We start from the raw sequence: 21,813 nt of genomic DNA, 5'->3' as shown, positions 1-21,813 counted from the left end.
GGGGTTAGAATCCGATTTTTAAAGCGATTAGCCCTGGGTACAGAGCAAAAAGTACTGTGATAGGCAAGATGAGAAATACCACCGGCACGAGCATGGCGATTTCTCGTCTTCCTCCGGCCTCGATCAGTTCTCGCCTTGCTTGTTCGCGTGAGTCCATGGCTTGGGAACGTAAGACCTGCGCCAAGGGGGTACCGCGATCGAGGGCGATCACCAGCGAATCGCAAAGACGCAATAAGGCAGGGGCACTATTACGTGATCCGAGATTGCGTAGTTCCGCTTCGATCCGCCCGCCGGCCAAAATCCGGTTAACTGTAAGTTTCAGTTCTTGCCCTAGTGGGCCCACAGTCATTTCACAGACTCGTCCCATCGCTGAGACGATTCCTTCGCCGGCGGCAACAGTTAAGGCAATCAGCTCTGCCGCGTCTGGCACTGAGAGATTGATTTGTGCTTGTCGTTTTTTAGCTCTGGCACTAAGCAACTGATCAGGCATAATGACTCCGAAGAAAGTTCCGAACAGCATAATCAAAATAGTTATGGGGATTGAAACTGAGCGGACAACCAGAAGTAGAAAAATCAACAAGGAACTAAGCGCTAAGCCAGCAATCGCACTGCCCACCTGTAAGTAGCGGAAGGAACGCAATTGCCAATGCCAACCAGCCTGAGAAAGACGACTTTTGACCGAATGATTCGTGGAGCCAAGTTTATGCAAAAGCAAATCCAGAAAATGCCAGATAGGAGCCAATAGTTTTTGCCTAAACGACGGTGCGACTAGACGAGGATTCTCAACCAACTGGTCCGATAGGTATGGTATCAATCGAGTATTTAGACTCGGCTGGTTTCGCCTTGCAGCACTCCAGATGACCAGTATTCCACTACTGAGACAAGCTCCTAACAGCACTCCTAAGATCATGGTTTGATTCATTTGCCGACCTCACTGATATCGCCCGCACGACGCATCAACCAATAAGCCACTAAGGAAACCACTAATCCGAAGATTAGTACCATTGCTCCCTGCCCGGATCGATAGACTTGTCCGGCTCCGGTTCGCGTAGTGATCATTACCAATACAATCCATGGGGCCACTACTGCTAATCGGGCGGCATTGGTAGTCCAAGACTGCCTAGCCTCTATCTCCCCGCGAGTACGCAAATCTGCTCGCATCATTTCACCTAGATCGCGAAGTAGGCTGCCGAGGTCGGCCCCACCTACTTCCCTGGAAAGACGTAAGACTTCAAAAAGTCGATTGGCATCACGATTTGCCAGACGCGTCGCTAATACGTCAAGTGCATGGTTAAAACTGCCATTAACCCGATAATCACTGGTGAAGGTCGCAAAATCAGGTCTTAGTTCTTCAGGACCAGTGATGGCGAGTTGACTAAGAATCTCGGCTAGCGGCAGGCCAGCTCTAACCCCAGCAATCATGTCATCCACTACATCTGGCCAAAGTTGGGCTACTCTTCTCTCTCTAGCGCGGGCCCAAGCGCGCAAAATCAAAATCGGGGTAATTCCGATTCCGCCAGCAACAATGAGCGCAATTAACCAAGTCTGAGTTAAGGCAAGTACTAAAAGTCCCCAAAATGCTGCCAAGACCAGCATCGCTAGCCAAACCAGAGCCGGTGAAGTTTTAGGTAAACCCGCCCTCAGTAGTAACTGGCTAAGCCTTGACGGTTTTGCCTTTAAAACTATCTTCCCAGGGGTCTCCCATGACCACCAGATCAGCAAAAGCCCGATAGCGAAGATGGTACCGATTGCTTCGCCCATTTAGCTCGCCACCTTGGCCAAAAGTTCTCTAATTTCGATTCCAGCAGCTTCGAAACGTTCCTCGTGTGGAATCTGTGCCGGATGCGCTTGAGGCTGGATTCCATCGCTGGTAAATAGGGTGGAAGTAACGATCACCCCATTTTCAACTTGACCAGTAACCGCTAGCACTTCTGAAACATAACGGGCACCTGTTCTGTCGCGTTTCATTTGCACTACGAGATCGATCGTGCTGGCAACTGTGGGCATAACAAACTGGTTAGTCACGTTTTCCCCAGCTAAAAGCGGCAAAACGCAAAGCTTATGTAGCGCTTCCCTCGCGGAGTTCGCGTGAATCGTGCACATCCCTGGAATGCCACAGTTTAAAGCAATCAACATATCGAGACTTTCAGCCCCGCGAACCTCTCCAATCAGAAGTCTTTCCGGTCGCATACGTAAGGATTCCCGCACCAAGTCCCGGAGATGAATTGCACCGCCGCCTTCCAAGTTTGCATTGCGAGTTTGCAAAGCAACTACATCACGATGCGCGAGCCCCAACTCAAATACTTCCTCACAAGTAATCACCCGTTCAGTTGCTGGGATTTGACCAGCGAGTGCTCTGACTGTGGTAGTTTTTCCCGCCTGGGTGGCACCTGAAACTAGTATCGAAAGCCCTTGTTCTACGCACACCTTTAGCAGCTCGGCCAAACCCGCCGGCATGGTTTTAAGTTCGACTAACCGGGACAAACGATGTGCTTTAACCACATGCTTACGGATATTAAAGGACCAATGCGCGCTGGTAATAGGCGGGATAACTACATGTAGTCGCTCTCCGCCAGGCATCGTGGCATCAACAAAGGGCGAGGCTAAATCAAGACGACGGCCCGAAGAAAGCAGCATGCGTTCAACCAGATCTTTGACTTCGCTTGCTTCCATGATTACTGGAGTAAGTTGAGTATTACCCCGTTTAGAAATGAAGATCTTATCTGGGGCATTTCCCCAGATTTCTTCAATCTCGGGGTCCTCTAGATAAGGTTGCAGAGGACCAAAACCCCCGATTTTCGCAGAGAGTTGGGCACAGATTGTCTGCGGGTCGAAAAGATCCGATTCATTCTCTTCTAGTATCTTCACTTCTAGGTCGGAAACTACTTCAGAAATTATTTGACGCAGGGCAAGCGAATCCGTCATAGGGTTAATGCCGGCATCTTGTACTCGCCGACGAGCTTGCCGCTCCAACAATAATGTATCCATAGTCACCACCCTGTATTGTGTGCAACAGTTGCATATTAGTGTACTTTCGCAAAGTTTTCTGGTTAATACACTCGCATTGTGGATAACTTTTTTGGTGGAGAGAAAAAATCACCATTCTTTTCGTCGCCTCCGCGGAAAATTGACGAATCTGGAGACAACTGCCGTAGGCTAACCTATTTTTCTTCTTTGGTGGGATAACGTGGAGGGGTGAAAGAAGCTGTTTCTCCCATTCATCTTGCCTCCTTAGCGGTGGCAGTCATGCCTGATCTGAAGGTGGCGGCTACTTCGGGTCCGCATTACCTGAGTGAAGATTTCCAAACCGGTGCCGTCATCGATACCGAGGGAAATACATGGATTGTCACCATTCCGCGCTCACCGATGGCTGGCGCTACGATGGAGGCTCAGAATGCCGTCCTCGATTTGTTGGGGCAGAAACATGATGAAGGCAAAATCGGTTTCGACGTGCCTCGCCCGGTCGCCCTCGGTCAAAGTGATGGGCAGAGTGTACTGGTGACCTACCCTTGCGTAGGAACCCCACTTAAGCTTTCCGAATGTCGGCCCCGAACCTTGGCCGGCGCGATTGGTCGAGCAATTGCGCAGCTTCATGAACTCGACCCACTCCCCTTCTACCACGCTGGTCTTCCGGCCTACTCTCCCCAAGAGCAGCGAGACCGCCACCACCAAACCATTGCCGCGGCAGACCGCACCGGACTGCTTCCAGCACGGGTGAAACGCCACTGGGAAAATATCCTAGCTAATGATGACCTCTGGGACTATCTGCCAACATTGGCGCACCAAAATCTGGAGGCCGAGCACTTCCACACTTCCGGCAAAGTAGTGATGGCCATGGGTGGTTTCACCCAGTCGGTCATTTCGGATCCAGCCGCTGATCTCGTATGGGCTCTAGTGGGTACCAGTGACGACTTTTTCGCGAAAGTGTTGGCGGCCTATGCTCGAGGGCGAGGCGGTCTGGATGAAGACACCCTGCAAGCACGTGCCCAGTTCTTGTCCGAGCTGGCGATTGCCACATACTTGTACCAGGCAGTTGAAAAATCTGACGAGGCCGCCATCGCTGAAGCTACCGAAATCCTCGCCGAAATTGATGCTGACTTGGCTAGCTTGGAGCCCGAAGAAGTACTAGCCTACGACGCACAGCTTGATTCTGAAGACGACCTGACTCTAGGCAGCGGTGAACTTGTAAATGACGAGGGCGTGTCCTTCACTTTGCCGCCAGTTACCGGTATCGGTGGAGACAATACTGGGACAATTTCCCTCACAAACGATACTAGGATGGCTTCCTTCGCGGACGATCCAACGGCGACTTCCTTTGACGAGGATTCTACTGTGACTTCGTTCCCCCACAGCGATCCCCAGTTTTCGCCAACTAGTACCGAGCTAGGTGAAGAAGCACCTTCCAAGGAGTTGGATCCGGCTGAACTAGAAACGATCCAGCTGCCTCAAGCACCAGATTTTAACCGTCCCGCTTGAGTCAAAGCGCTAGCTGGTGGCAGCTAACGCTCGCTTCCTTTTACTTGCGTTAAGGTCGGCAAAACCGGCGTAAAGTCAGGGCGAAGCGAATTATTCGCCAAGCGCTTTAGCGAGCAGCGCCGCCGGATCATCCCCAAGAACGCCCTCGGCCAATAGTTCATCCAAGGTAAGGGTGGCACCATTCGAGCCAAAGAACACTAATTGGGCTTGCACCTCGTCCTGAGGCAAGTGATGAGTTTGGGCGTACGCCTGCCGGTAGAGCCAAAGCTGCATGGCATAGGTTTCGCGACGTTTCGGATCGCGCGGCAAAGAACCAGACTTCCAGTCCACCAAAAGCACTTTGGCCTCTCCCGCCTTAGGTTCGGTGCCTAAGGGTGTGGCTCCGAAAACAGCATCGACTCGGCAAGGCACCGCCAGCCCATGCAGATGAGCGACATACTCGGCTTCCACCTCTAGGATGGGCAACTGGTCAACCCATTCCAGGTGGTCAAACACGTCCTGCCACTTTGCCACTCGCTTAGCCTGGGCTTCATTTAGCTCGCCGAGGGCGGTTTCGGTTTCGAACTCAAAAATCTGGGCAGCACGCCGTAGCTTGGTTTCAATCCAAGCATGCAACCAAGTCCCCAAGAACGTTTCTTCCCGTACCTCAGCAGGGATCGGCCGGCGCTGATTACGCCAGAAAGCCTCCGGATCTTGCCACATGGCAGGTAAGGACGTAGCATTCATCCGTTCGACTTCCATCGTGATCCTAGCGTTCTTTTCAGCCGCCTCGGCTAGCAGCAGGTCGATATCTGCTTGGGAGCGGGCGAACTCACGCGCCTCGTCCTCGGTCAGCTTAGCCTGTACCTGGTCAGAAACCTGCTGTGCTAGCGAAACCGGCCAAGTGAACGGATCGACCGGCAAATCAAGGGATTCGCTAGTGGCCATCACCAAGCTATTAGCGCTAGCGGCAAAACTCTGAAGACCCTGCTCCCAGGTCGAGAACTTTGCAGGCCAAGCAAATTCAGTATTCGCTTTCGCGATTGCGGCCAGTTCCTCTTCGGTAGGTTGTGGCCTAAAGCAGATATTTCCCTGCAGTACCAGTTCACGTACCCTCGGGCTTTGGTAATCGCCCTTGCGAGGGAGTTCGCGCCAGTGGCTGAAGGTTTGCGGACCGCAAGCCGCTGCCTCCACCAAGAAACGCGAAGGGTAACGCAAACTTTCGTCACGCAAATGCGGATAACTCAGCAGCAAATGGGTACGAGCGCGGGTCAAGGCCACATAGGCAAGACGACGCTCTGCGGCAATGGTTTCTGCCGCCAACAACTGCTTGTACATCCCAAGGTATTTTTTCTCTTCCGTTCCTTTCTCCACTTCCGGCAGCCAGAAAGTTGGCAGGAACTGCATGTCGCCGCGTAACGGATCCGGCCATTCTTCGATCGAGGTAAGCCAGCCCGAGGTCGCATAGTTGTCGCGGGTCGCGTCAAGTGCTCCGCTTTTGCCCCCACCACGGATGGATGGGAAAGCTCCCTCAATCATGCCGGGAATCGCGACATAGTCCCATTCCAGTCCCTTAGCAGCATGCACGGTCAAGAGGTTAACCGCGTTCGGATTGGGTTCCATAGCTGGGCCTTCTAAGCCACGTTCCTCTTCCTCAGCAACTTTCAGCCAGGCTAAGAAAGTTCGCAAATCCGCATTTTGATTCTGGGCTTCAAAGTCCTGCACGACTGTCATAAAGGTAGCTAAGGATTCAAGGGAAACCAGGTCCGCGGGGACCGTTTGAGCTTCCACGTTTAGCTGCAGAGCCTCAATGGCTGCGCTTACGCGCTTGCTTAGTGTCCAACCAGCAGTTTGACGTATCTGCCTGAGCTGGTGTGAAAGCTGGCAGAGTCGACGCCACGCTGCTGGGGTTACTTTTGCCGGCTGCTTTGCCGAATACGGGTAGCGCTTATCGAAGCTACAAACCACTTCAGCTAGGGTTTGTCCTTGTGGGTGTTCCTCATTCTCGCGGGTGGCACGAGCTAGGTTTTTCAAATCGAGGGCGCCGAGGTTCCACTTATTTAGCAAGCGCAACATGGCTTCAGCTTCGTCCTCGTCAGTTGCGACGCGCAATGCCGCCACTAAGTCAGCTACAACCGGTTCCCCCATCAGTCCGCCTAGGCCGAGGACGCTAATGGGCATCCCATTCTGTCGGAAAATACGAACAATGGTTTCAATTTGCTTGCGTCGTCGACAAAGGATGGCCATTTGTGGGAACTTGCCTTTTGCTTGTTCCGTTTCGATTGCCTGCTCGAACCAATCACACAAATGTTGTGCTTCTGCTTCTTCATCGAGGGCGTTCATGATTTCCACGTCGCCCGCGCCAGCACCAGGTCGAGGCTGCAGCTCCACCGTTGCGATCTCTGCAGGACGATTAGGCTCCTCTAGCTCGCCTTCATATGGTGCGGAGATGGGCGAAAACCCAAGTTCATAGGTTTCGTCCTGCTGTGAAATTTTGAAGTTGTTTTTCTCCGTCGGATCGAGCGGACGTGCCACCAAGTTAGCCACTTTCAAAATGGCTTCATCGTTGCGCCAGGAAGTACTGAGAGTGAACTTGCGATAACCGTGCTTTGAGTCGGTTTGACCGCCCTCGGCAGACTGATCTGTACTTGTGGAGAACATTTGTGGAAACATGGAAAGTGCAGCCGAGCTGGCCCCACGCCAACCGTAAATGGCCTGTAATGGGTCCCCCACCGCCATCACAGAATGGTCCTTGAACAAGTTCGCCAGCAGGTTCAACTGCACATAGGAAGTGTCTTGGAATTCGTCGAGTAAGACTTCTTGGTACAAATTTCGCTGTGCGTCAACGACCTCGTCGATTTCACTTAGTTGGGCGGCAAAAAGTACCTGGTCACTAAAGTCCATGAAACCATGCTGATGCTTGTAAACCTCATACTTCTTCACCAAGTCAAGTATCTGCTGACGGGCTTTTAGAGAAGAAATGATCTTCTTGACATCGGCATAGGTTTTTTCCCTCGATTCCAAGTTGGTCAAAAGTTCCGCCAGTTTTTGCTTGCCCTGCTGAGAATCAAGTTGATGATCGCCGAGCTTAGAAGAAAGGGCGATGACGGCCTTAGTGATGGAACTTAGGGCATGTTCTTTTAGTTCATCAACCTCATTGGTTGGGGCCTTGCGCACCAGTTCGTCAACAATCATCCAGGTTTGCGCACTACCAATCAGTTGAGCTTCACCGGAAAAGCCACGATAGAACCCGTATTCGCGCACTAGGTCCGCGGAATAGGAGTTATAAGTGGTGATTAGTGGCTGGGTCAGAACCGAAAAGTTTTCTTCTTTCGGCTGCCATAACCCACTTCCTTGCAAATGACGTAGGGCGGTCCAGACTCGCTCGCGAAATTCCATGGCTGCTTTGCGGGTGAAGGTTAGCCCCAAAATTTGTTCGGGCTGGGCCAGATCGTTTGCAACCAGATAGAGGATCCGGTTGGTCATGGTCGCCGTTTTACCTGAACCAGCACCAGCGACCACCAGAGTTGGCGCTTGTGGAGCAGTAATAATAGCCGATTGTTCCTCGGTGGGAGGATAGGCCTTTTGCCCAGTTGCTTTCGCCAAGGCTTGGGCAATTTCTTCCGGAGAGTACTTGCTCATGAGAATAGTTTCCTTCCTTGGCTTTGGCTGGGGCAGCTGGACTTGAAATTGCAGCGATCACACTGGTTATTGACCTTTGTGCGATACTGACCAGCCCTAATCGAGCTCGCCGCACTGTGGACGACTTGTCTAGCTTGATCAAGGGTGGGTGCTTCCGCATCCAGTGCGGCTACTGCCGCATCAACATCGAGTTCGCTCAGCTCACCTTGGCCATCACCTGTCAGAGCTGGCTGAGTGCGACTGGGGAAAGGTTCTTTGGAACGCTTTTCTAGATAGTAAAGGCTGGCATTGGCTACCTGCCCCGTCTGGCCAGATAGCTCTTGGGGTGAGCAACCGAGGATCTTGGCTTTTTCGGCCGCCGGCAGTGCCTCCCAAGCGACCTGATAAGCCAACAGTTGCGGATTTACTACCGCATCCTTCACTGCGATTGGTTTTCCACTCTTGTAATCGATGATGCTGATGCGCCCATCTGAAAGTTGTTCAATCCGGTCGACTTTGCCCCAGATTCGAGCATTGTCGCCGACTTTAGCGACCAGTTCTGCTTCCACCGCCACTGGGGTGGAAGCTGCCAGAATCGTGGCCAAAACTTCTACCTTTTCCACGGCTTTCTCATACTGGTCCTGCCCCTCGAGGGTTTCTCGCGGGGAACCGATAGCATCCCAAGCTCGATCGAGTGAAGCTAACATGTCCGTCTTTAAAGTCTCAAGATCGACTTGTCCCTCTTCATCCCCAAAAGCCCGATTTTCGGCCATACTATGTAAGAAGGTACCAAGTAGTTGCTTTTCGCCAGGCTTGGTACGAGCCACACTTCTAAAGAACCACTTAAGTGGGCATTCAAGATGGCTTTGCAAGGCCGAGGGGCTAATTGCAACTTCAGTATCTGGCTGATATAGCGGGTCGAGGGTAGACAGTGGTAATGCCTGTGGCCAGTTTCGCCAGTCAGCATGCTCTACACCCGCAGCAGCTAGCTTAATCAATTGCGCCGTTTGCAGTGCTACCTGTTTAGGATCGCCACCATTTTGCAGACTTAAAGCACGTAGGTGGGCGCTAACCCCATTGAGGTCAAAACTCTTGGGAGCACTGCTGACTTGCAGTTGTCCTGAACCATCGGTCTTAAAAACTTGGGTTGCGAGTTCCTTTAAGGCCATAAAGAACAGTGAAGGGGCCGCATTTTCATTGGCGAATGCCGAAAGATGTACCTTTTGCGTAGCGCGAGTCAGTGCTGCGGTAAACATGCGCACTTCATCCCTCAGTTTTTCGAGGCGTCTGGCTGCCGGATCGAAAGGCAGATCGTCACATAACGCAATCTGGGTTTTGCGGATTCGAAGCTCTGAAGTATCAAAGAAAGAATCACGCAGTCGCAGATTTGGCCAAAGGTTCTCTTGCAGTTGCATGACGAAAACGTGCTGGTACTCGCGGGCCGCAACTTGGGCACTGGTTAGGAGGTCAACTGCTGGCCCCCGATAGCCAGTGCTGGCCAAGTTAGTTGAAGGGATGGTCGATTCAAGTTCCTTCTTGGCAAAGCTTTCTGCGCTACCTTGCGGATTAGCCTGCTCCCACAAGTCTGCCGCCCGCATAAGGGCTAGAACCGCATCGAGATTTTCATCCGCCCAATCACTGCCATTTAAAGCCATTTCTTGCCATTTTTCGGCCACACCGGCACTTTCCCACAGATCCCATAATTTTTGCCTAGGAGGCATGTGCGAGCGATTAGCTGCTTTGAGCACTTTGGCCGCTGGGAGCAGTTTTTCAGCCACATCAGCCAAAGTCGTGCCATAAAGAGTGCGGGCAAACAGTTCAGTTAGCTCTAGATCCGAAAGGATTAGTTTTAGAATCTCTTCAGCATCTTCACAGGTTTGCACCCTCTCAAGGAACTGGGAGTGGTTTTCACCTTGCCCTAAAGCAGCTTTTAGCTGGCCGAGGGCGCTAGCAACCGGACTGGGCTGAATAAATGATTCTTCTGAATCTGAGACAGTCTGATCCGTGACGGCCACGGTTGCCGATTCATCCACCGCAGCACTGGCTTCCTCAGTGTTTTCCTGATTTACTTCGCTAGTTGCCACGCCGGCAGCTTGCGCCAGTAAATAGTTGGGGCCGATCTGCCAAAGGTCACCGATGTGACGAACCAAAGCGCTGTAAGACAAGGGGTCAACACCCAAAAGTGGACCGGTAAAAACCTCATCAAGATCGACTGTTCCAGCCAACAATTCCAGCATTAACCGGCTTAACCGGTGGGTAGAAAACACTAGCGCCTGGGAAACGACCCGAGTTGGCACTTCCGATAATTGCGAGCGCAGCTCTGAGATTTGGCTTCCAGAACGAACCACAATTGCCATTTGGTCGTAGGAGACTTTGCCTTTCAGGTGAAGTTCACGGATTTTAGCGGCTGTTGCCAACGCTTCTTGATAGGAAGAGGCGTAGACCGCCGCCTCGTAAGGCAGGGCTTTTGCCTGATCCTCAACGTCCTGGCGATTCGAGGTTTGCTGTTTTGCGTCAGTCTTCGACGGGCTGTTTTGGGGATTTGGCTCCCCCATTTTCCTTGTTTCTTCGGATCGAGCGGAAGTATAGTGTTTTTCCCCAATCGGGACTAAGTCCATGGTCTGGTCTACGAACTGAGCTAGTTCTACAGGAAGTCGGTACTGACCAGGTAGGTGGAATTCTTGCGCATTTAGCCGTTCGGCCAATTCTGTGCTGGTCAGTGCCAAACCACCACGGTAAGAAGCCAAGGCCACACTGGGATTATTAGTCACTAATGTAGGAGTTTCTTGGCATAGTACCGTCAATAAGTCGAGGGCTGCTGCATCCAGTTCCTGTCCCCCATCAACAATAATGCGGGTATAACGAGGGCGGGCTGCTTGGATTCGCTCTATTGTGGCCAAATCGTCCCAATGACGCAGAATGAAGCTGGCTAAACGAATCGCTCCAGGGGCGCTAAGACGTAAGCCATCTCGGCGGGAAGCCCAATCTTCGATGGTCGCAGAATTCGACTGCCACGCAGGTATTTCTCCGGTTTCCATTAGTGCAGTCAGGCGCTGCATTTCAATCATGGCCACATTTACTTCTGCCCCAACTTGTGCTCCAGCAAGCCAGTTTGGTTTGTCTTGGCACTGGCCGACTTGAGCGATTTCGTTCATGTCCCAGCCTTGGGCAAAGGCCTCATCAAGGAAAGAACGCAGCTGGGTGCGGAATTGTTCGCTTTCAATTACTTCGCGGGGAATCTTTGGATCCCAAGGGAAGGTCTGCTTTTCCAGTAGTTCTTCTAGGAAGATATCCATTTCTGCGCCAGTGATTAGCTTGGGCACTCCGAGAGGATCTTCACGTTCCACATAGTATTGACGCAAAATTTGGAAGGCAACAGCCGCCATAGTTTTCACCGGTCGACTGACCCGGTTTTCTTTTCCTGCGGCGTGCGAAACCAAACCTTGCAAGCGTCGAGCTTGTTCGCCGGTAGGGACAATCCACAGGTCGTTGCGTCCCCCACCGTCAGTGTCGCCAAGGCGATGCTCGCCCTCGGGCGCCAGCTCAGCCCCAAAGGCAGCAAGGGCTGTGGTGGTTAGGCCACTACCAGCACTGCCGGAGAGTACCACGGGGGTGCCAGTTTGAAAGGCAGTCAACGCAGCTTGTTGCGCCGGATCTAGTTCGACCGGTTTTGGCCATGATCGTACTCGCATCTGCATTGGCAATCCCCCTTGTTTTAAGTCCCCACGTGGGCTGACCGCCGTGGTCGAACCCATAAACTATTTTACTCAGCACAGTTATTTTTCACGGTAAAAGATATTGTTTTTGCTCTCAGAGTAGATCGACATTTTTTGTGTGCTGTGCGCGAATCTAGCTAGTCAAAACAGCATCTTGAGGCTACCTGTGCCAAAATCAGGGCAGTATAAATTTGAAAGGATTGTGCGATGGAATTGAAGATTGGTTTGTCGGGTGTAGCTCGCGAGCTAAACCTAGAAGATGTGGAACTAAGCGCTGACGAGCTGAAAGCAGCAGTGGCTCATTCCTTGAGCACTGATGAGACTTTAGAGCTAAAGACCGCGAAGGAAGGTACCGTCCTGATTAACCCAAAGTCCTTGGCTTATGTTGAGATTGTGCCAGAACAAAAGCGCACCGTCGGTTTCGGCTTGGTACCTAACGTCTAGATTTTCTAAACAAGTTCATACTAGCTTGGCAATTTGAGCCAGATTGACTGTTTGTCTTACGATTTTGCGCCGCCCACTCTTTCGAGGGGCGGCGCAATTCTTTGTCTTTATCGGCCATTCAAGGCAACCAAGTAGATTATCTTTCTGAGCAATATGGCCCAAAAGCGCAGCCTAGATTGTTATCCCATCCTCAGCCAGAAAGTGGTTCCATGCTCAGTCAGATGGCGATCCCATGCTTAGCCAGAAAGCCCAGCGGCTTCCATCCGGGCTTCATGCATCCCCCCAAGTTTTTGCATTACTTCTAGCAAACGGGTGGTACCGTGAACACCAAGCTCCAAGCGTAAAGTCAAGCCTTCGCGAGTCAAACCAAGCGTTTCACCAAAGACGCGGCGCCCCCATAGTGAGAGCCTAGCGGCTTCATTAGGATGACTTGCCACGTAGCTTTTTAAGAGCGGCTGGGCGAAGTTGGCATAACCGAAATCAGTCATGGCTGGGTGTGCTAGCTCGAGGTCGGTGCCGCCCCCAACTTCTTTGGCCAAATCCGCAAATAGGCCAATAGTGACATAGGACTTGACGAGGCGTTCCCACCAATCCTTTGGGCGCAAGCGCGATTCTAAATCGTTGACGTTGCCGTAGAAAGCGGCAATAATCCCTTGGAGTTCTTCCCCATTTTTCTGAGCCCACTCATCAAGCTTTTCCATCGCTTGGCAGGCAGTTGACACCATCTTGGCCAATTGGAGGGACTGTGCCACGTTCGGGCACATCGTAGAGTCTTTTCCAATACGACCTACCGCCGCCAAGGTGGCGTAACCAACGAAGCCGGCTTGGGGCGCAGTGGCTTTACCTAGGGTATTTTCGTCAGCCTGATCGGGATCAAAGAATTGGCTATGTTCTTCCGGATTTGCACTTGCAGTCATACCTCACATTCTAACCCTTATAGGCCGTGCGTGAGCAAAGCAGTCGGTAAAGGTCTAGGATAGAAGCGTCCGTGGTTGCCCGGTCGCTACTAGTTAGTAACCATTTAGCACCCGTGAGGTCCCCTGTTTTTAGGGTTTATTTGCGCGATCGGCTGCCGACATTTCTCTCACCAACGTTTGGTGGGACCCAGTTTAAGGCTGATATTTTGAGCACAAATAACTCTGTTTCTGATGACGAAGTACAAGAAACTACCCCCAGCGCTCCTTCTGGCGTAGTGGATCTTTCCAATGCCCATGCTCCCTCTCCCGAACTTGAGGTAGAAGCAGACATTACTGACGAGGACGGTTCGACTGCGAACGTCCACGAAAAATCTTTCGCCGATTTTGGGGTGGCTGATCACCTCGTCTCGGCGCTAAACGACAGCGGCATCACCTATCCTTTCCCGATTCAGGCGTTGACCTTGCCGGTCGCCCTCGGTCGCCAAGATATTATCGGTCAGGCTAAAACTGGTACCGGTAAGACTTTGGGCTTCGCCATCCCAACTTTGCAGCATGTGGTAGCCCCTGATTCGGATGAATATGACAAACTTTTGATCCCTGGCGCTCCTCAGGCCCTAATTGTGGTGCCAACGCGCGAACTAGCGAAGCAGGTCGCTTCCGAATTTATTACCGCCGCCTCTCACTCTAAGATTCGCGTAGTCGAAATCTACGGTGGCATGCCTTTCGAACCACAAATTGAAGCTTTAGAACGAGGCGTCGAAGTCGTCGTTGGTACCCCAGGTCGCCTCCTTGACCTGCTAAAGCGCAAGGTTTTGGCCCTAAACGCGGTGCACACCGTGGTTCTTGACGAGGCCGATGAAATGCTTGATTTGGGCTTCCTCCCAGACGTCGAAACCCTTTTGGCACGTACCCCGGCGAACCGTCACACCATGCTTTTCTCGGCTACTATGCCCGGTGCTGTGGTGGCGTTGGCTCGTCGCTACATGACCCGTCCAACCCACATTCGGGCGCAAGATCCTACCGATCAGGGCGCTACCGTCAAGAGCATCAAGCAGGTAATTTACCGCGCTCACAATCTCAATAAGTCCGAGGTACTCACCCGCATTTTGCAAGCAAACGGCCGTGGTAAGACCATCATCTTTGCGCGCACGAAGCGCACTTGTGCAGCTTTAGCAGAAGAACTTGCCGGTCGCGGTTTCAAGGTTTCCGCGCTACACGGCGACCTCGGTCAGGGTGCCCGCGAAAAGTCCATGGTTTCGTTCCGTGACGGCACAGTGGACGTCTTTGTTGCCACCGACGTTGCGGCTCGTGGTCTGGACATTGACGATGTCACCCATGTCATTAACTACCAGTGCCCCGAAGATGAAAAAATCTATTTGCACCGCATCGGCCGTACCGGTCGTGCAGGCGCCAATGGCACTGCCGTCACTTTCGTTGACTGGGACGATGTCCCCCGCTGGCGTCTAATCGACAAGGCTCTTGGCTTGGGTTGCCCAGAACCGGTCGAAACCTACCACACTTCCGAGCACCTTTACACCGACCTCGATATCCCGCGCGATGCCGGGGCGAAGGTAGGCGAAGCCCTCAGCGTCAAGGCTGGCGGATCACGCAATAACAATGATCGTAACGGGGGTCGTCGCAGCTCTGATGGCCGTGGCCGTAATGGTCGTCGCGACTCGTCCTCGGGTGGCAGAGGCCGCGATCGTCGTCAAGGTGAAGCCAAACGTGAAGAGCGGACCGAGGGGCAAAAGAAGGCTCGTCCCGCTCGCAAGCGCGTCCGTAAGTACCAGCAAAAAGAAGACTGAGTAAACGGTTTTGACGCCAGCCTAATTCATTCGGGCTGGCGTCAAACTGTCAGCAAATCTATGTGTTGACAATAGGTGTGGTGAGAAAGTGAAAAGAAAAGCTCTGTGGCAGCGTTCGGAAAAGGCGTTAAAACGTTGGGAGCATAAACTTGACACTCCCCTCATGATTGCGGCTTTTGCTTTCTTCATTGCCTATGCCTGGTCGGTACTCGACACTTCGCTGAGCCCCCTCGAAGAACAGATCCTTTTTTGGACCCAAATCGCTTTGTGGGCACTATTCGTCATCGACTATCTGGTTCGTTTGGCCTTGTGCCCTGAACCATGGACCTTCGTTAAACGGAACTGGTTTGACCTATTGGTCATCTCTTTGCCCATGTTCCGGCCCCTAAGATTGCTACAGCTGTTAGCGGTTTTAAGAGTTTTCGATCGTCACGCCGGCAATGCAATGCGCGGTAAAGTGGCCACCTACGCCATCGGCACCACCCTGATTGTGCTGATCGTTTCCGCTCTAGCCATTCTTGATGTTGAGCGCAATGCCGCCGACACGCAAATTCAGACTTTCCCGCAGGCTCTTTGGTGGGCCATCGCGACAGTCACTACGGTTGGTTATGGTGATACGGTTCCAGTTTCTGCCGATGGGCGCGTGATTGCTATCGCCCTCATGATTTTTGGAATTGCCTTACTTGGTGTGGTCACAGGTTTGTTGTCGTCTTGGATTATCCAGAAAGTAACCGAGGAAGATCCCGAGGACGAGACCTCCCAAATCCTGCAAAAAATGAGCGAACAAGAAATACTGATTCGCGAGCTAACGCAAGAAGTGAAAGCATTGCGCGAAGGACTCAGCCAGCAAGAAGAACAAGCTAGTTAGCACTGAGCGCTGCTCGCACTTTGGCGATTCGTTGACTCGCTTCCAAAGTACCTGCAGAGCTCTGATAATCAGGCAAATCGGGCCACTGCCAAGCGGCCACGACCCGTGCCGGTCGTTCACTAAGTACCACCACGGCATGTCCTAAGCGCACCGCTTCTGAAATATCGTGAGTGACCACCACCGTGGTTAGTCCACGCTTAGCTACTTGGCTGGAGAACCAATTTTGAATCTCTTCTCGAGTGAGCGCATCTAACGCCCCAAATGGCTCATCCAAAGCCAATAGCGGTCGATGAGACAACAAGGTACGAGCAAAAGAAACTCGCTGTCGCATGCCCCCAGAAAGTTCCACCGGCCAAGCTTTCGCCCATTTTTCCAGCCCCAGCTCAGTCAAAATTGCCGAGGCCGATTGCCGCCGAGCACCTTTATCCACTCCGGCAATCGCAGAAGCCAAAGCCACATTATCCTCCACCCGTAGCCAAGGGTAAAGGGCGTCGGTCTGCGGCATTAAAGCGGTGTATCCACTTAGGTCTGAAACTATCTGTCCATTGATTTCGATCTGCCCGCTACTTGGGGTGGACAGCCCCGCTAAAATTCTTAACAGGGTGGATTTACCGCAGCCACTGGGGCCAACAATTGCGGTGGTTTTTCCTCGTGCCAGGGTCAAATTTAGTTCAGCTAAAACTTGGGTCCCACTGCGTTTAGAGCCCCAACGAGTATTTCGTCCTCGGCCCCAAAAACTATGATCGTCATACGAAAATCCCAAATTTTTCAACGACACTTCGATGCCGGCAGCAGGCGAAACTAATGCTTGATCTGGGCTCATCTTTTCTCTCCCAAGGGATAACGAACCACCAAGCGCTCTAAGACCCAAACCAACAGAAATAATCCCAAGGTTGAAAGAGCCAAAGTTATTGCCGTAACAAATACTAGGTCGGTTCGGAAGTTGGCTTTGGCCGCATTTAAATAAACGCCGAGGCCGGCTGCCGCCCCCACATATTCTGCCATCGCCGCAGTGCCATAAGCGTAAGTCGCACTGATTTTAATGCCAGAGAAAACCTGCGGCCAACTGGCCGGCAAATACACATGCCGGCGCAACCACTGCTGATTAGCTCCCAAAGTTTGGGCGACCTCGACCTGAGCCAAACTGGCTTGGCGCATCCCTTTAACCGTGGCGATCGTGACTGGGAATGAAGCATATAGTGCGACAAGAGCAATCTTGCCCCAGATAGAAAAACCGAACCAAATCAGCACCAGTGGGGCTAAGGCAATAATCGGAATGGTTTGGGCCACCAGCTGCAAGGGGTAAAAGCTACGGCGCACAAAACGAGAACTGAAAGTTAGAACGCCCATCCCGAGCCCCAAAAGACAGCCCAAGATCATGCCCACAAGAACTTCAAAAGTGGTGGCCAGCCAAGCAGTTTGCCACGACGACAGGTCAGCCCACCAGGAACTATAAACCACTTGTGGGGAGGGTAAAAGGCGAGGGTTTGCTCCGCTCAGTGTGGCCGTCAACTGCCAGAGCGCTACTAGGACGATAGCAGTCAACGGGGCCGGCAAATATTTGCCGGCGAAGCGGAGCAAGCCCTTCATAAAAACCTCGATCAAGTACGTTTTTACTAGCTAAGTCAGATTGTCCCTCATTCTAGCAAGAGGGGCGCTAACCTAAAGAGCCGAATAGCTACCCGATCGAATCGGTCGTGATTCTTACTTGGTCAGGTACTCATTCGAAACCAGCTGACCGGCGTCAATCGGCTGATCCCAAACTTTACCGGTGGCGTCCTTCAACAGGCCCTTCTTGACCATGTAGTCGGTGTATTCCTGCCAGGTCTTGAGATTCGCGTGGCCGGTTACGCCCTCGGCATCACGCCAGTAGTCGCGCGAAAGGTCTTCCTGAATTTTCTTGGTCAGTTCAGGATCAAGTTTGGCATCAGGGTTCGCCTTCACGAGCAGTTCAGCCGACTCTTCTGGGTGTTCGAGGGCGTAATCGTAGCCCTTTTGAACCGTCTTAGTGAAAGCTTCAGCAGCTTGTGGGTGCTTAGAAATGAAATCGTTGGACAAAACAATGCCGATGTCGGCAGGGTTGGCCGGCACCTGGAACTGACCAAATGGGAGGTAAGTGTATGGTTTGCCCTCGGCCTTTGCCCGTAGACCTTCTACGGTGAAGAAACCGGTGGTGAAATCAACTCGACCTTCGTTCAATGCAGTGTAAGCATCGGGACCAGCTAGGTTGACGGTTTCAATCTGTCCCTTCCCGCCATCGTTCTTCACGGCGTCAATGACCATCTGACGGATGGTGCCTGAGCCCCAGTCAGCGTACTTTTTCCCGTCAAGATCCTTGGCACTCTTAATGCTCTGATTGTCGGTCAGGTACAAAATGCCATACGAAGGCTTTTGCTGGGTATTGTGCACCATGGTTACTGGCATCTTGTTAATGTACGCGTTGAGCACGGCCTCGGCATTAGTATCGCCAGAGTCGGCAGCCCCTGCGCTGATTACTTCCGTGGGGCGCTGGCCGGAGTAAGGCAAGACTTCGAGGTCGATCCCCGCCTCTTTGAACCAACCTTTTTGCTGGGCTACGAAGACACCTGTCTGGTTATTGTTGGCGGTCCATGACATGGTGAAGCGGACTTTAGTGGTCGGCTGATTTGCCTCTTCTGGGCTTTGTTCGGCCGTGGCGCTGGGGGCACCGTTGACTTCGTCGGAACCAACTGAACGGCCATCGCTATTTGGTACTGCAGGTCCACAACCGGCCATCGCCATCATGGTGGCAGTTGCCAGGGCAATCAGTGACAAGCGAGGCTTGGTTATTAGGGTGGACATAAGAATACCTCCAGATAGATTTACAGTTATCATCCCAAATAGGACGTGTACTAGTGTATTCCTACGTAATGAACGGGTTCAATCTATTTCAGGGTGATAACTGACACCCGTGAACAGATCTCTTCCCAGACTTCAATCGAGGTGGTATTTTCACCTAGAAGATTAGGTTTGCCGAGGCCATGATAGTCGGAAGAACCGGTCACGAAAAGCCCGCACTCTTTGGCTAAACGATCGACGTGAGCGCGCTGTTCGGGCAAGTGATCGCGATGATCGCGTTCCATCCCGGCAAGCCCGGCCTCGACCATTGCGGCAATATCTTCATCAGAAGGAGAAGTGCGCCGCGTAATCGAAAAAGCGTGGGCAATCACCGCCAAGCCACCACTGGCGTTGATGGCTTTGATGGCATCGACTGGGGTAGGTGCCCAATAGCTGGCGTAGTAAGGGCTTTGCGGTGATAGCGGACCGTTGAAGGCAGCTTTGCGGTCGGCAAACTTGCCGGTAGCTACGAGGGCGTCCGCAATATGAGGGCGACCGATAGTAGTAGTTTCACCGGCGGTTTGAGCAATCACGTCTTCCCAAGTAATTGGGTAATCTACTGAAAGTTTTTCCACCATCCGCTGGCCGCGGGTACGACGCGAATCGCATGCCCGGGCAAAGATGGCGTCGAGTTCCCCGCCTGGTTGGTAACCATATGCCAGCATGTGCACACTGTGTCCGTCTAGTTTGGTGGAAACCTCGGTACCGCAAAGCACGTCAATCCCGTATTTCGGGCCGAGGGCGGAAAATTCCTGCCAGCCTTCATAGGTGTCGTGATCGGTTAGAGCCATCTTGGTCAAACCGGCATCCTGCGCTTTTTGTAACATTTCTTCGATGGTGTCGGTACCATCGGAGTAACTCGAATGGGTATGTAAATCAATCTTCTGTGCGGGCATACTTCACCTCAGTTTTCTCGGGTTCTAATCAAATAAGCAGCAAGTAGAATTCCCGGCAAATAATACAAAAGGTCGAGAAAACTAAAAGTTCGTCCAAAAACAAATTCTAAAAGACGATGTTTATCCAAAAGCGGATACAACCACTGCGTTGCCTGTAAACACTCTACCGCGAGACACCAGAGCCCCGCTACCCAAGGAGCAATTCGAGGGTTCTTTCCAAACAAAACGAAAATGCCGCCTAGTCCAATCGCAACCAACAAAGCATAGAACATGGTTAGGAAAAAGTTGGCAGTTTGCGGCACGCTTGCGCGAAAACTTGATCCAAATAAGCCAAAGGCCAACGTCCAAAGAAAAATAGGGAAATAAAACCAGAGGATTTCGGTCCCTCGGGCTCTAAAAGTGCTGCCCTGCCAGGGATTTTCGCTCCCCCATAGCCGACCAAAATAGCTCAAGAAGCTGCCCCGTGCCCCTTTGTGCCCGGTTGCAATTGGCTCGGTTCCTTTAGCTTTCCCCATCTCGTTCATATCGCCAGTCTGCCTTGCTTTGTCTTTGTTTGCACGCCACCACGCGTCCTGGAGCATAGATTCATCCTCGATTGGCTTGCTTGGCGGCAATCACATTAGGCTTTAGCTGATGGCTAAGGTCGGCCCAAAAATGCATATTTACCTGCGCTAAGTGCTATACATGAGGGTATGACTGAGCAGAAAAAAGATGATTCTAAAGTGGAACACGCCAAAGGTAACGAAGCACGTTCCACCAACCCTTATAGCCAAGCATTCCGCGATTTTATCGGCACTGGTTGGGCTCCTCGCCCCGATTTCGTCGACCCAAACAACCGGGTAAAGGATTTCTTGCCCGCCCGCCACTTGCGTCTAGGTAAATTGTTCGAGGGCGAACGTCTGGTGATTCCAGCCGGCACCTACAAGCAGCGCAGCAATGACACCGACTACCGTTTCCGTGCCCACTCTGCTTTCGCCCACCTCACCGGTTTGGGCGGCGAGTTGGAACCTGACGCGGTTTTAGTCTTGGAACCAATTGCTAACCCGACCGAGGATGGCCCGACCCATGAAGCCGTGTTGTATTTCCAGCCTCGGGCTTCGCGTTCCTCTCAGCAGTTCTACGCTGATCCTCGCTACGGCGAGTTCTGGGTTGGTCCGCGTCCTTCCTTGGCCGAAATGGAAGCCCGCACTGGTTTGACCTGCGCCCCAATCGACGGCTTGAGTGATGCGCTGGCTAAGAATGCTGGCACTGTGCAGCTTCGAGTGGTAGCCGAGGCCGATGCCAATGTCACCAACTTGGTCAATGAGGTTCGCCAGAACGCCGGTTTGGCCTTTGGAAAAGATGCCGCTGACCTCGATAGCGAATTTGAGCGGGAGCTCTCCCAGCTCCGTCTTTGCAAGGACGAATGGGAAGTTGAAGAACTTCAGCATGCCGTTGATGTCACCTACGCTGGTTTCGACGAGATTATTCGTAACTTGCCTCGCGCTGTCGATCATCACCGTGGCGAGCGCGTAATTGAAGGTGCTTTTGGGGCGGTAGCTCGCGAAGAAGGCAATGGTCTCGGCTATGACACCATTGCTGCGAGCGGCAACCACGCTAACACTTTGCACTGGATCGACAATGATGGCCCAGTTAAGGCTGGCGATTTAGTGTTGGTTGATGCCGGTTGTGAGGTCGATAGCCTCTACACTGCCGACATCACTCGTACCCTGCCAGTCGATGGCAAGTTCACCGAGGCACAGGCAGAACTTTACAATGCAGTTCTAGAGGCTTGTGAGGCCTCTTTGGAAGCTGCGAATCGTCCAGGAGCTAAGTTCCGTGACTTGCACGCAGCCGCCATTGAAGTACTAGTCAAGCATCTTGACGCTTGGGGAATTTTGCCTTGTAGCGCTGAAGAATCTTTGTCGCCGCAGGGACAGCAGCACCGTCGTTGGATGCCTCACGGCACCTCGCACCACCTCGGTTTGGATGTGCACGACTGCGCCCAAGCAAAGCGCGAACTATATGTCGATGCCGAGCTCGAACCTGGTATGTGCTTCACGATCGAACCAGCCTTGTACTTCCGCGAAGATGACCTATTTGCCCCGGAACGTTTCCGTGGCATGGGCGTGCGAATCGAGGACGACTGTGTGGTTCGTCCAGATGGCAAGGTTGAACGTTTGAGTGAAGATATTCCACGTACCGTTAAGGATGTGGAAGCTTGGATCGAACGCATTCAAAATAGCTAAACAACCT

16 protein-coding genes are annotated in these 21,813 nt (G+C 52.4%); 5 read left to right on the top strand and 11 right to left on the bottom strand.

What is annotated here, in order from left to right; all coding sequences use genetic code 11:
- Positions 1-4: 4 nt before the first annotated feature.
- From BK816_RS02615 to BK816_RS02605, 3 genes are read right to left on the bottom strand one after another with little or no spacing between them, the layout of a single operon-like run.
- A complete protein-coding gene (locus BK816_RS02615) occupies positions 5-922 on the bottom strand; it encodes a type II secretion system F family protein (RefSeq protein ID WP_071163794.1) in 918 nt (305 codons plus the stop codon).
- Positions 919-1,761 (bottom strand): type II secretion system F family protein, encoded by an 843-nt coding sequence (locus tag BK816_RS02610; RefSeq protein WP_071163793.1) that lies wholly within the window; start codon positions 1,759-1,761, stop codon positions 919-921. Before BK816_RS02610 ends, BK816_RS02615 begins: the two co-directional genes overlap by 4 nt.
- Positions 1,762-2,988 carry a CpaF family protein gene (locus BK816_RS02605; RefSeq protein ID WP_071163792.1) on the bottom strand — a complete coding sequence of 409 codons (1,227 nt, stop codon included), beginning with the start codon at positions 2,986-2,988 and terminating at the stop codon, positions 1,762-1,764.
- Positions 2,989-3,195: 207 nt separating this feature from the next.
- Between BK816_RS02605 and BK816_RS02600 the strand changes: the two genes are divergently transcribed.
- A complete protein-coding gene (locus BK816_RS02600; RefSeq protein ID WP_071163791.1) occupies positions 3,196-4,476 on the top strand; it encodes a phosphotransferase in 1,281 nt (426 codons plus the stop codon).
- Between the two features lie 90 nt (positions 4,477-4,566).
- Here BK816_RS02600 and BK816_RS02595 read toward each other — a convergent pair whose 3' ends face one another.
- Positions 4,567-8,097 (bottom strand): ATP-dependent DNA helicase, encoded by a 3,531-nt coding sequence (locus BK816_RS02595; RefSeq protein WP_071163790.1) that lies wholly within the window; start codon positions 8,095-8,097, stop codon positions 4,567-4,569.
- Entirely contained in the window at positions 8,094-11,768 is a 3,675-nt protein-coding gene (locus BK816_RS02590; protein ID WP_170299651.1) for a PD-(D/E)XK nuclease family protein, read from the bottom strand. Before BK816_RS02590 ends, BK816_RS02595 begins: the two co-directional genes overlap by 4 nt.
- Before the next feature lie 231 nt (positions 11,769-11,999).
- Between BK816_RS02590 and BK816_RS02585 the strand changes: the two genes are divergently transcribed.
- Positions 12,000-12,236, top strand: coding sequence for a DUF3107 domain-containing protein (locus BK816_RS02585; RefSeq protein WP_071163788.1), 237 nt, complete (start codon positions 12,000-12,002; stop codon positions 12,234-12,236).
- Between the two features lie 236 nt (positions 12,237-12,472).
- Here the strand turns inward: BK816_RS02585 and BK816_RS02580 are convergent, their stop codons facing one another.
- Positions 12,473-13,153, bottom strand: coding sequence for a ferritin-like fold-containing protein (locus BK816_RS02580; protein WP_071163787.1), 681 nt, complete (start codon positions 13,151-13,153; stop codon positions 12,473-12,475).
- Positions 13,154-13,359: 206 nt separating this feature from the next.
- Between BK816_RS02580 and BK816_RS02575 the strand changes: the two genes are divergently transcribed.
- Positions 13,360-14,958, top strand: a complete 1,599-nt coding sequence (locus BK816_RS02575) for a DEAD/DEAH box helicase (protein WP_071163786.1) — start codon at positions 13,360-13,362, stop codon at positions 14,956-14,958.
- An 88-nt stretch (positions 14,959-15,046) separates the two neighbouring features.
- Positions 15,047-15,826 (top strand): potassium channel family protein, encoded by a 780-nt coding sequence (locus BK816_RS02570; protein WP_083379012.1) that lies wholly within the window; start codon positions 15,047-15,049, stop codon positions 15,824-15,826.
- Here the strand turns inward: BK816_RS02570 and BK816_RS02565 are convergent.
- The 5 genes from BK816_RS02565 to BK816_RS02545 all read right to left on the bottom strand — a co-directional run bounded on the left by BK816_RS02565 (position 15,819) and on the right by BK816_RS02545 (position 20,159).
- The gene (locus BK816_RS02565; protein ID WP_083379010.1) at positions 15,819-16,649 is read right to left on the bottom strand and encodes an ABC transporter ATP-binding protein; all 831 of its coding nucleotides are present in this window, start codon (positions 16,647-16,649) and stop codon (positions 15,819-15,821) included. The two genes, BK816_RS02570 and BK816_RS02565, sit on opposite strands and share 8 nt — an antisense overlap.
- Positions 16,646-17,431 carry an ABC transporter permease gene (locus BK816_RS02560; RefSeq protein ID WP_083379009.1) on the bottom strand — a complete coding sequence of 262 codons (786 nt, stop codon included), beginning with the start codon at positions 17,429-17,431 and terminating at the stop codon, positions 16,646-16,648. The genes BK816_RS02565 and BK816_RS02560 overlap by 4 nt, the downstream gene beginning before the upstream one ends.
- 99 nt (positions 17,432-17,530) lie before the next feature.
- Entirely contained in the window at positions 17,531-18,646 is a 1,116-nt protein-coding gene (locus tag BK816_RS02555; protein ID WP_071163785.1) for an ABC transporter substrate-binding protein, read from the bottom strand.
- 83 nt (positions 18,647-18,729) lie between these two features.
- Entirely contained in the window at positions 18,730-19,578 is an 849-nt protein-coding gene (locus BK816_RS02550; protein ID WP_071163784.1) for a PHP domain-containing protein, read from the bottom strand.
- Positions 19,579-19,586: 8 nt separating this feature from the next.
- Positions 19,587-20,159: a DUF2809 domain-containing protein gene (locus BK816_RS02545; protein WP_071163783.1), complete on the bottom strand. Its 573-nt coding sequence runs from the start codon at positions 20,157-20,159 to the stop codon at positions 19,587-19,589.
- A 111-nt stretch (positions 20,160-20,270) separates the two neighbouring features.
- Between BK816_RS02545 and BK816_RS02540 the strand changes: the two genes are divergently transcribed.
- The gene (locus BK816_RS02540) at positions 20,271-21,806 is read left to right on the top strand and encodes an aminopeptidase P family protein (protein WP_071163782.1); all 1,536 of its coding nucleotides are present in this window, start codon (positions 20,271-20,273) and stop codon (positions 21,804-21,806) included.
- Positions 21,807-21,813 lie beyond the last annotated feature (7 nt).

The organism is Boudabousia tangfeifanii (assembly GCF_001856685.1).
Classification (GTDB): domain Bacteria; phylum Actinomycetota; class Actinomycetes; order Actinomycetales; family Actinomycetaceae; genus Boudabousia; species Boudabousia tangfeifanii.
The sequence above is the reverse complement of the archived record's forward strand: the minus strand, read 5'-3'. Positions and strand labels throughout refer to the sequence as shown.

What these genes read in the sequence shown, in the direction of transcription:
- BK816_RS02615 (WP_071163794.1), bottom strand. Translation starts at nt 922, where the DNA reads ATGAATCAAACCATGATCTTAGGAGTGCTGTTAGGAGCTTGTCTCAGT.
- BK816_RS02610 (WP_071163793.1), bottom strand. Translation starts at nt 1,761, where the DNA reads ATGGGCGAAGCAATCGGTACCATCTTCGCTATCGGGCTTTTGCTGATC.
- BK816_RS02605 (WP_071163792.1), bottom strand. Translation starts at nt 2,988, where the DNA reads ATGGATACATTATTGTTGGAGCGGCAAGCTCGTCGGCGAGTACAAGAT.
- BK816_RS02595 (WP_071163790.1), bottom strand. Translation starts at nt 8,097, where the DNA reads ATGAGCAAGTACTCTCCGGAAGAAATTGCCCAAGCCTTGGCGAAAGCA.
- BK816_RS02590 (WP_170299651.1), bottom strand. Translation starts at nt 11,768, where the DNA reads ATGCGAGTACGATCATGGCCAAAACCGGTCGAACTAGATCCGGCGCAA.
- BK816_RS02585 (WP_071163788.1), top strand. Translation starts at nt 12,000, where the DNA reads ATGGAATTGAAGATTGGTTTGTCGGGTGTAGCTCGCGAGCTAAACCTA.
- BK816_RS02580 (WP_071163787.1), bottom strand. Translation starts at nt 13,153, where the DNA reads ATGACTGCAAGTGCAAATCCGGAAGAACATAGCCAATTCTTTGATCCC.
- BK816_RS02565 (WP_083379010.1), bottom strand. Translation starts at nt 16,649, where the DNA reads ATGAGCCCAGATCAAGCATTAGTTTCGCCTGCTGCCGGCATCGAAGTG.
- BK816_RS02555 (WP_071163785.1), bottom strand. Translation starts at nt 18,646, where the DNA reads ATGTCCACCCTAATAACCAAGCCTCGCTTGTCACTGATTGCCCTGGCA.
- BK816_RS02550 (WP_071163784.1), bottom strand. Translation starts at nt 19,578, where the DNA reads ATGCCCGCACAGAAGATTGATTTACATACCCATTCGAGTTACTCCGAT.
- BK816_RS02545 (WP_071163783.1), bottom strand. Translation starts at nt 20,159, where the DNA reads ATGCTCCAGGACGCGTGGTGGCGTGCAAACAAAGACAAAGCAAGGCAG.
- BK816_RS02540 (WP_071163782.1), top strand. Translation starts at nt 20,271, where the DNA reads ATGACTGAGCAGAAAAAAGATGATTCTAAAGTGGAACACGCCAAAGGT.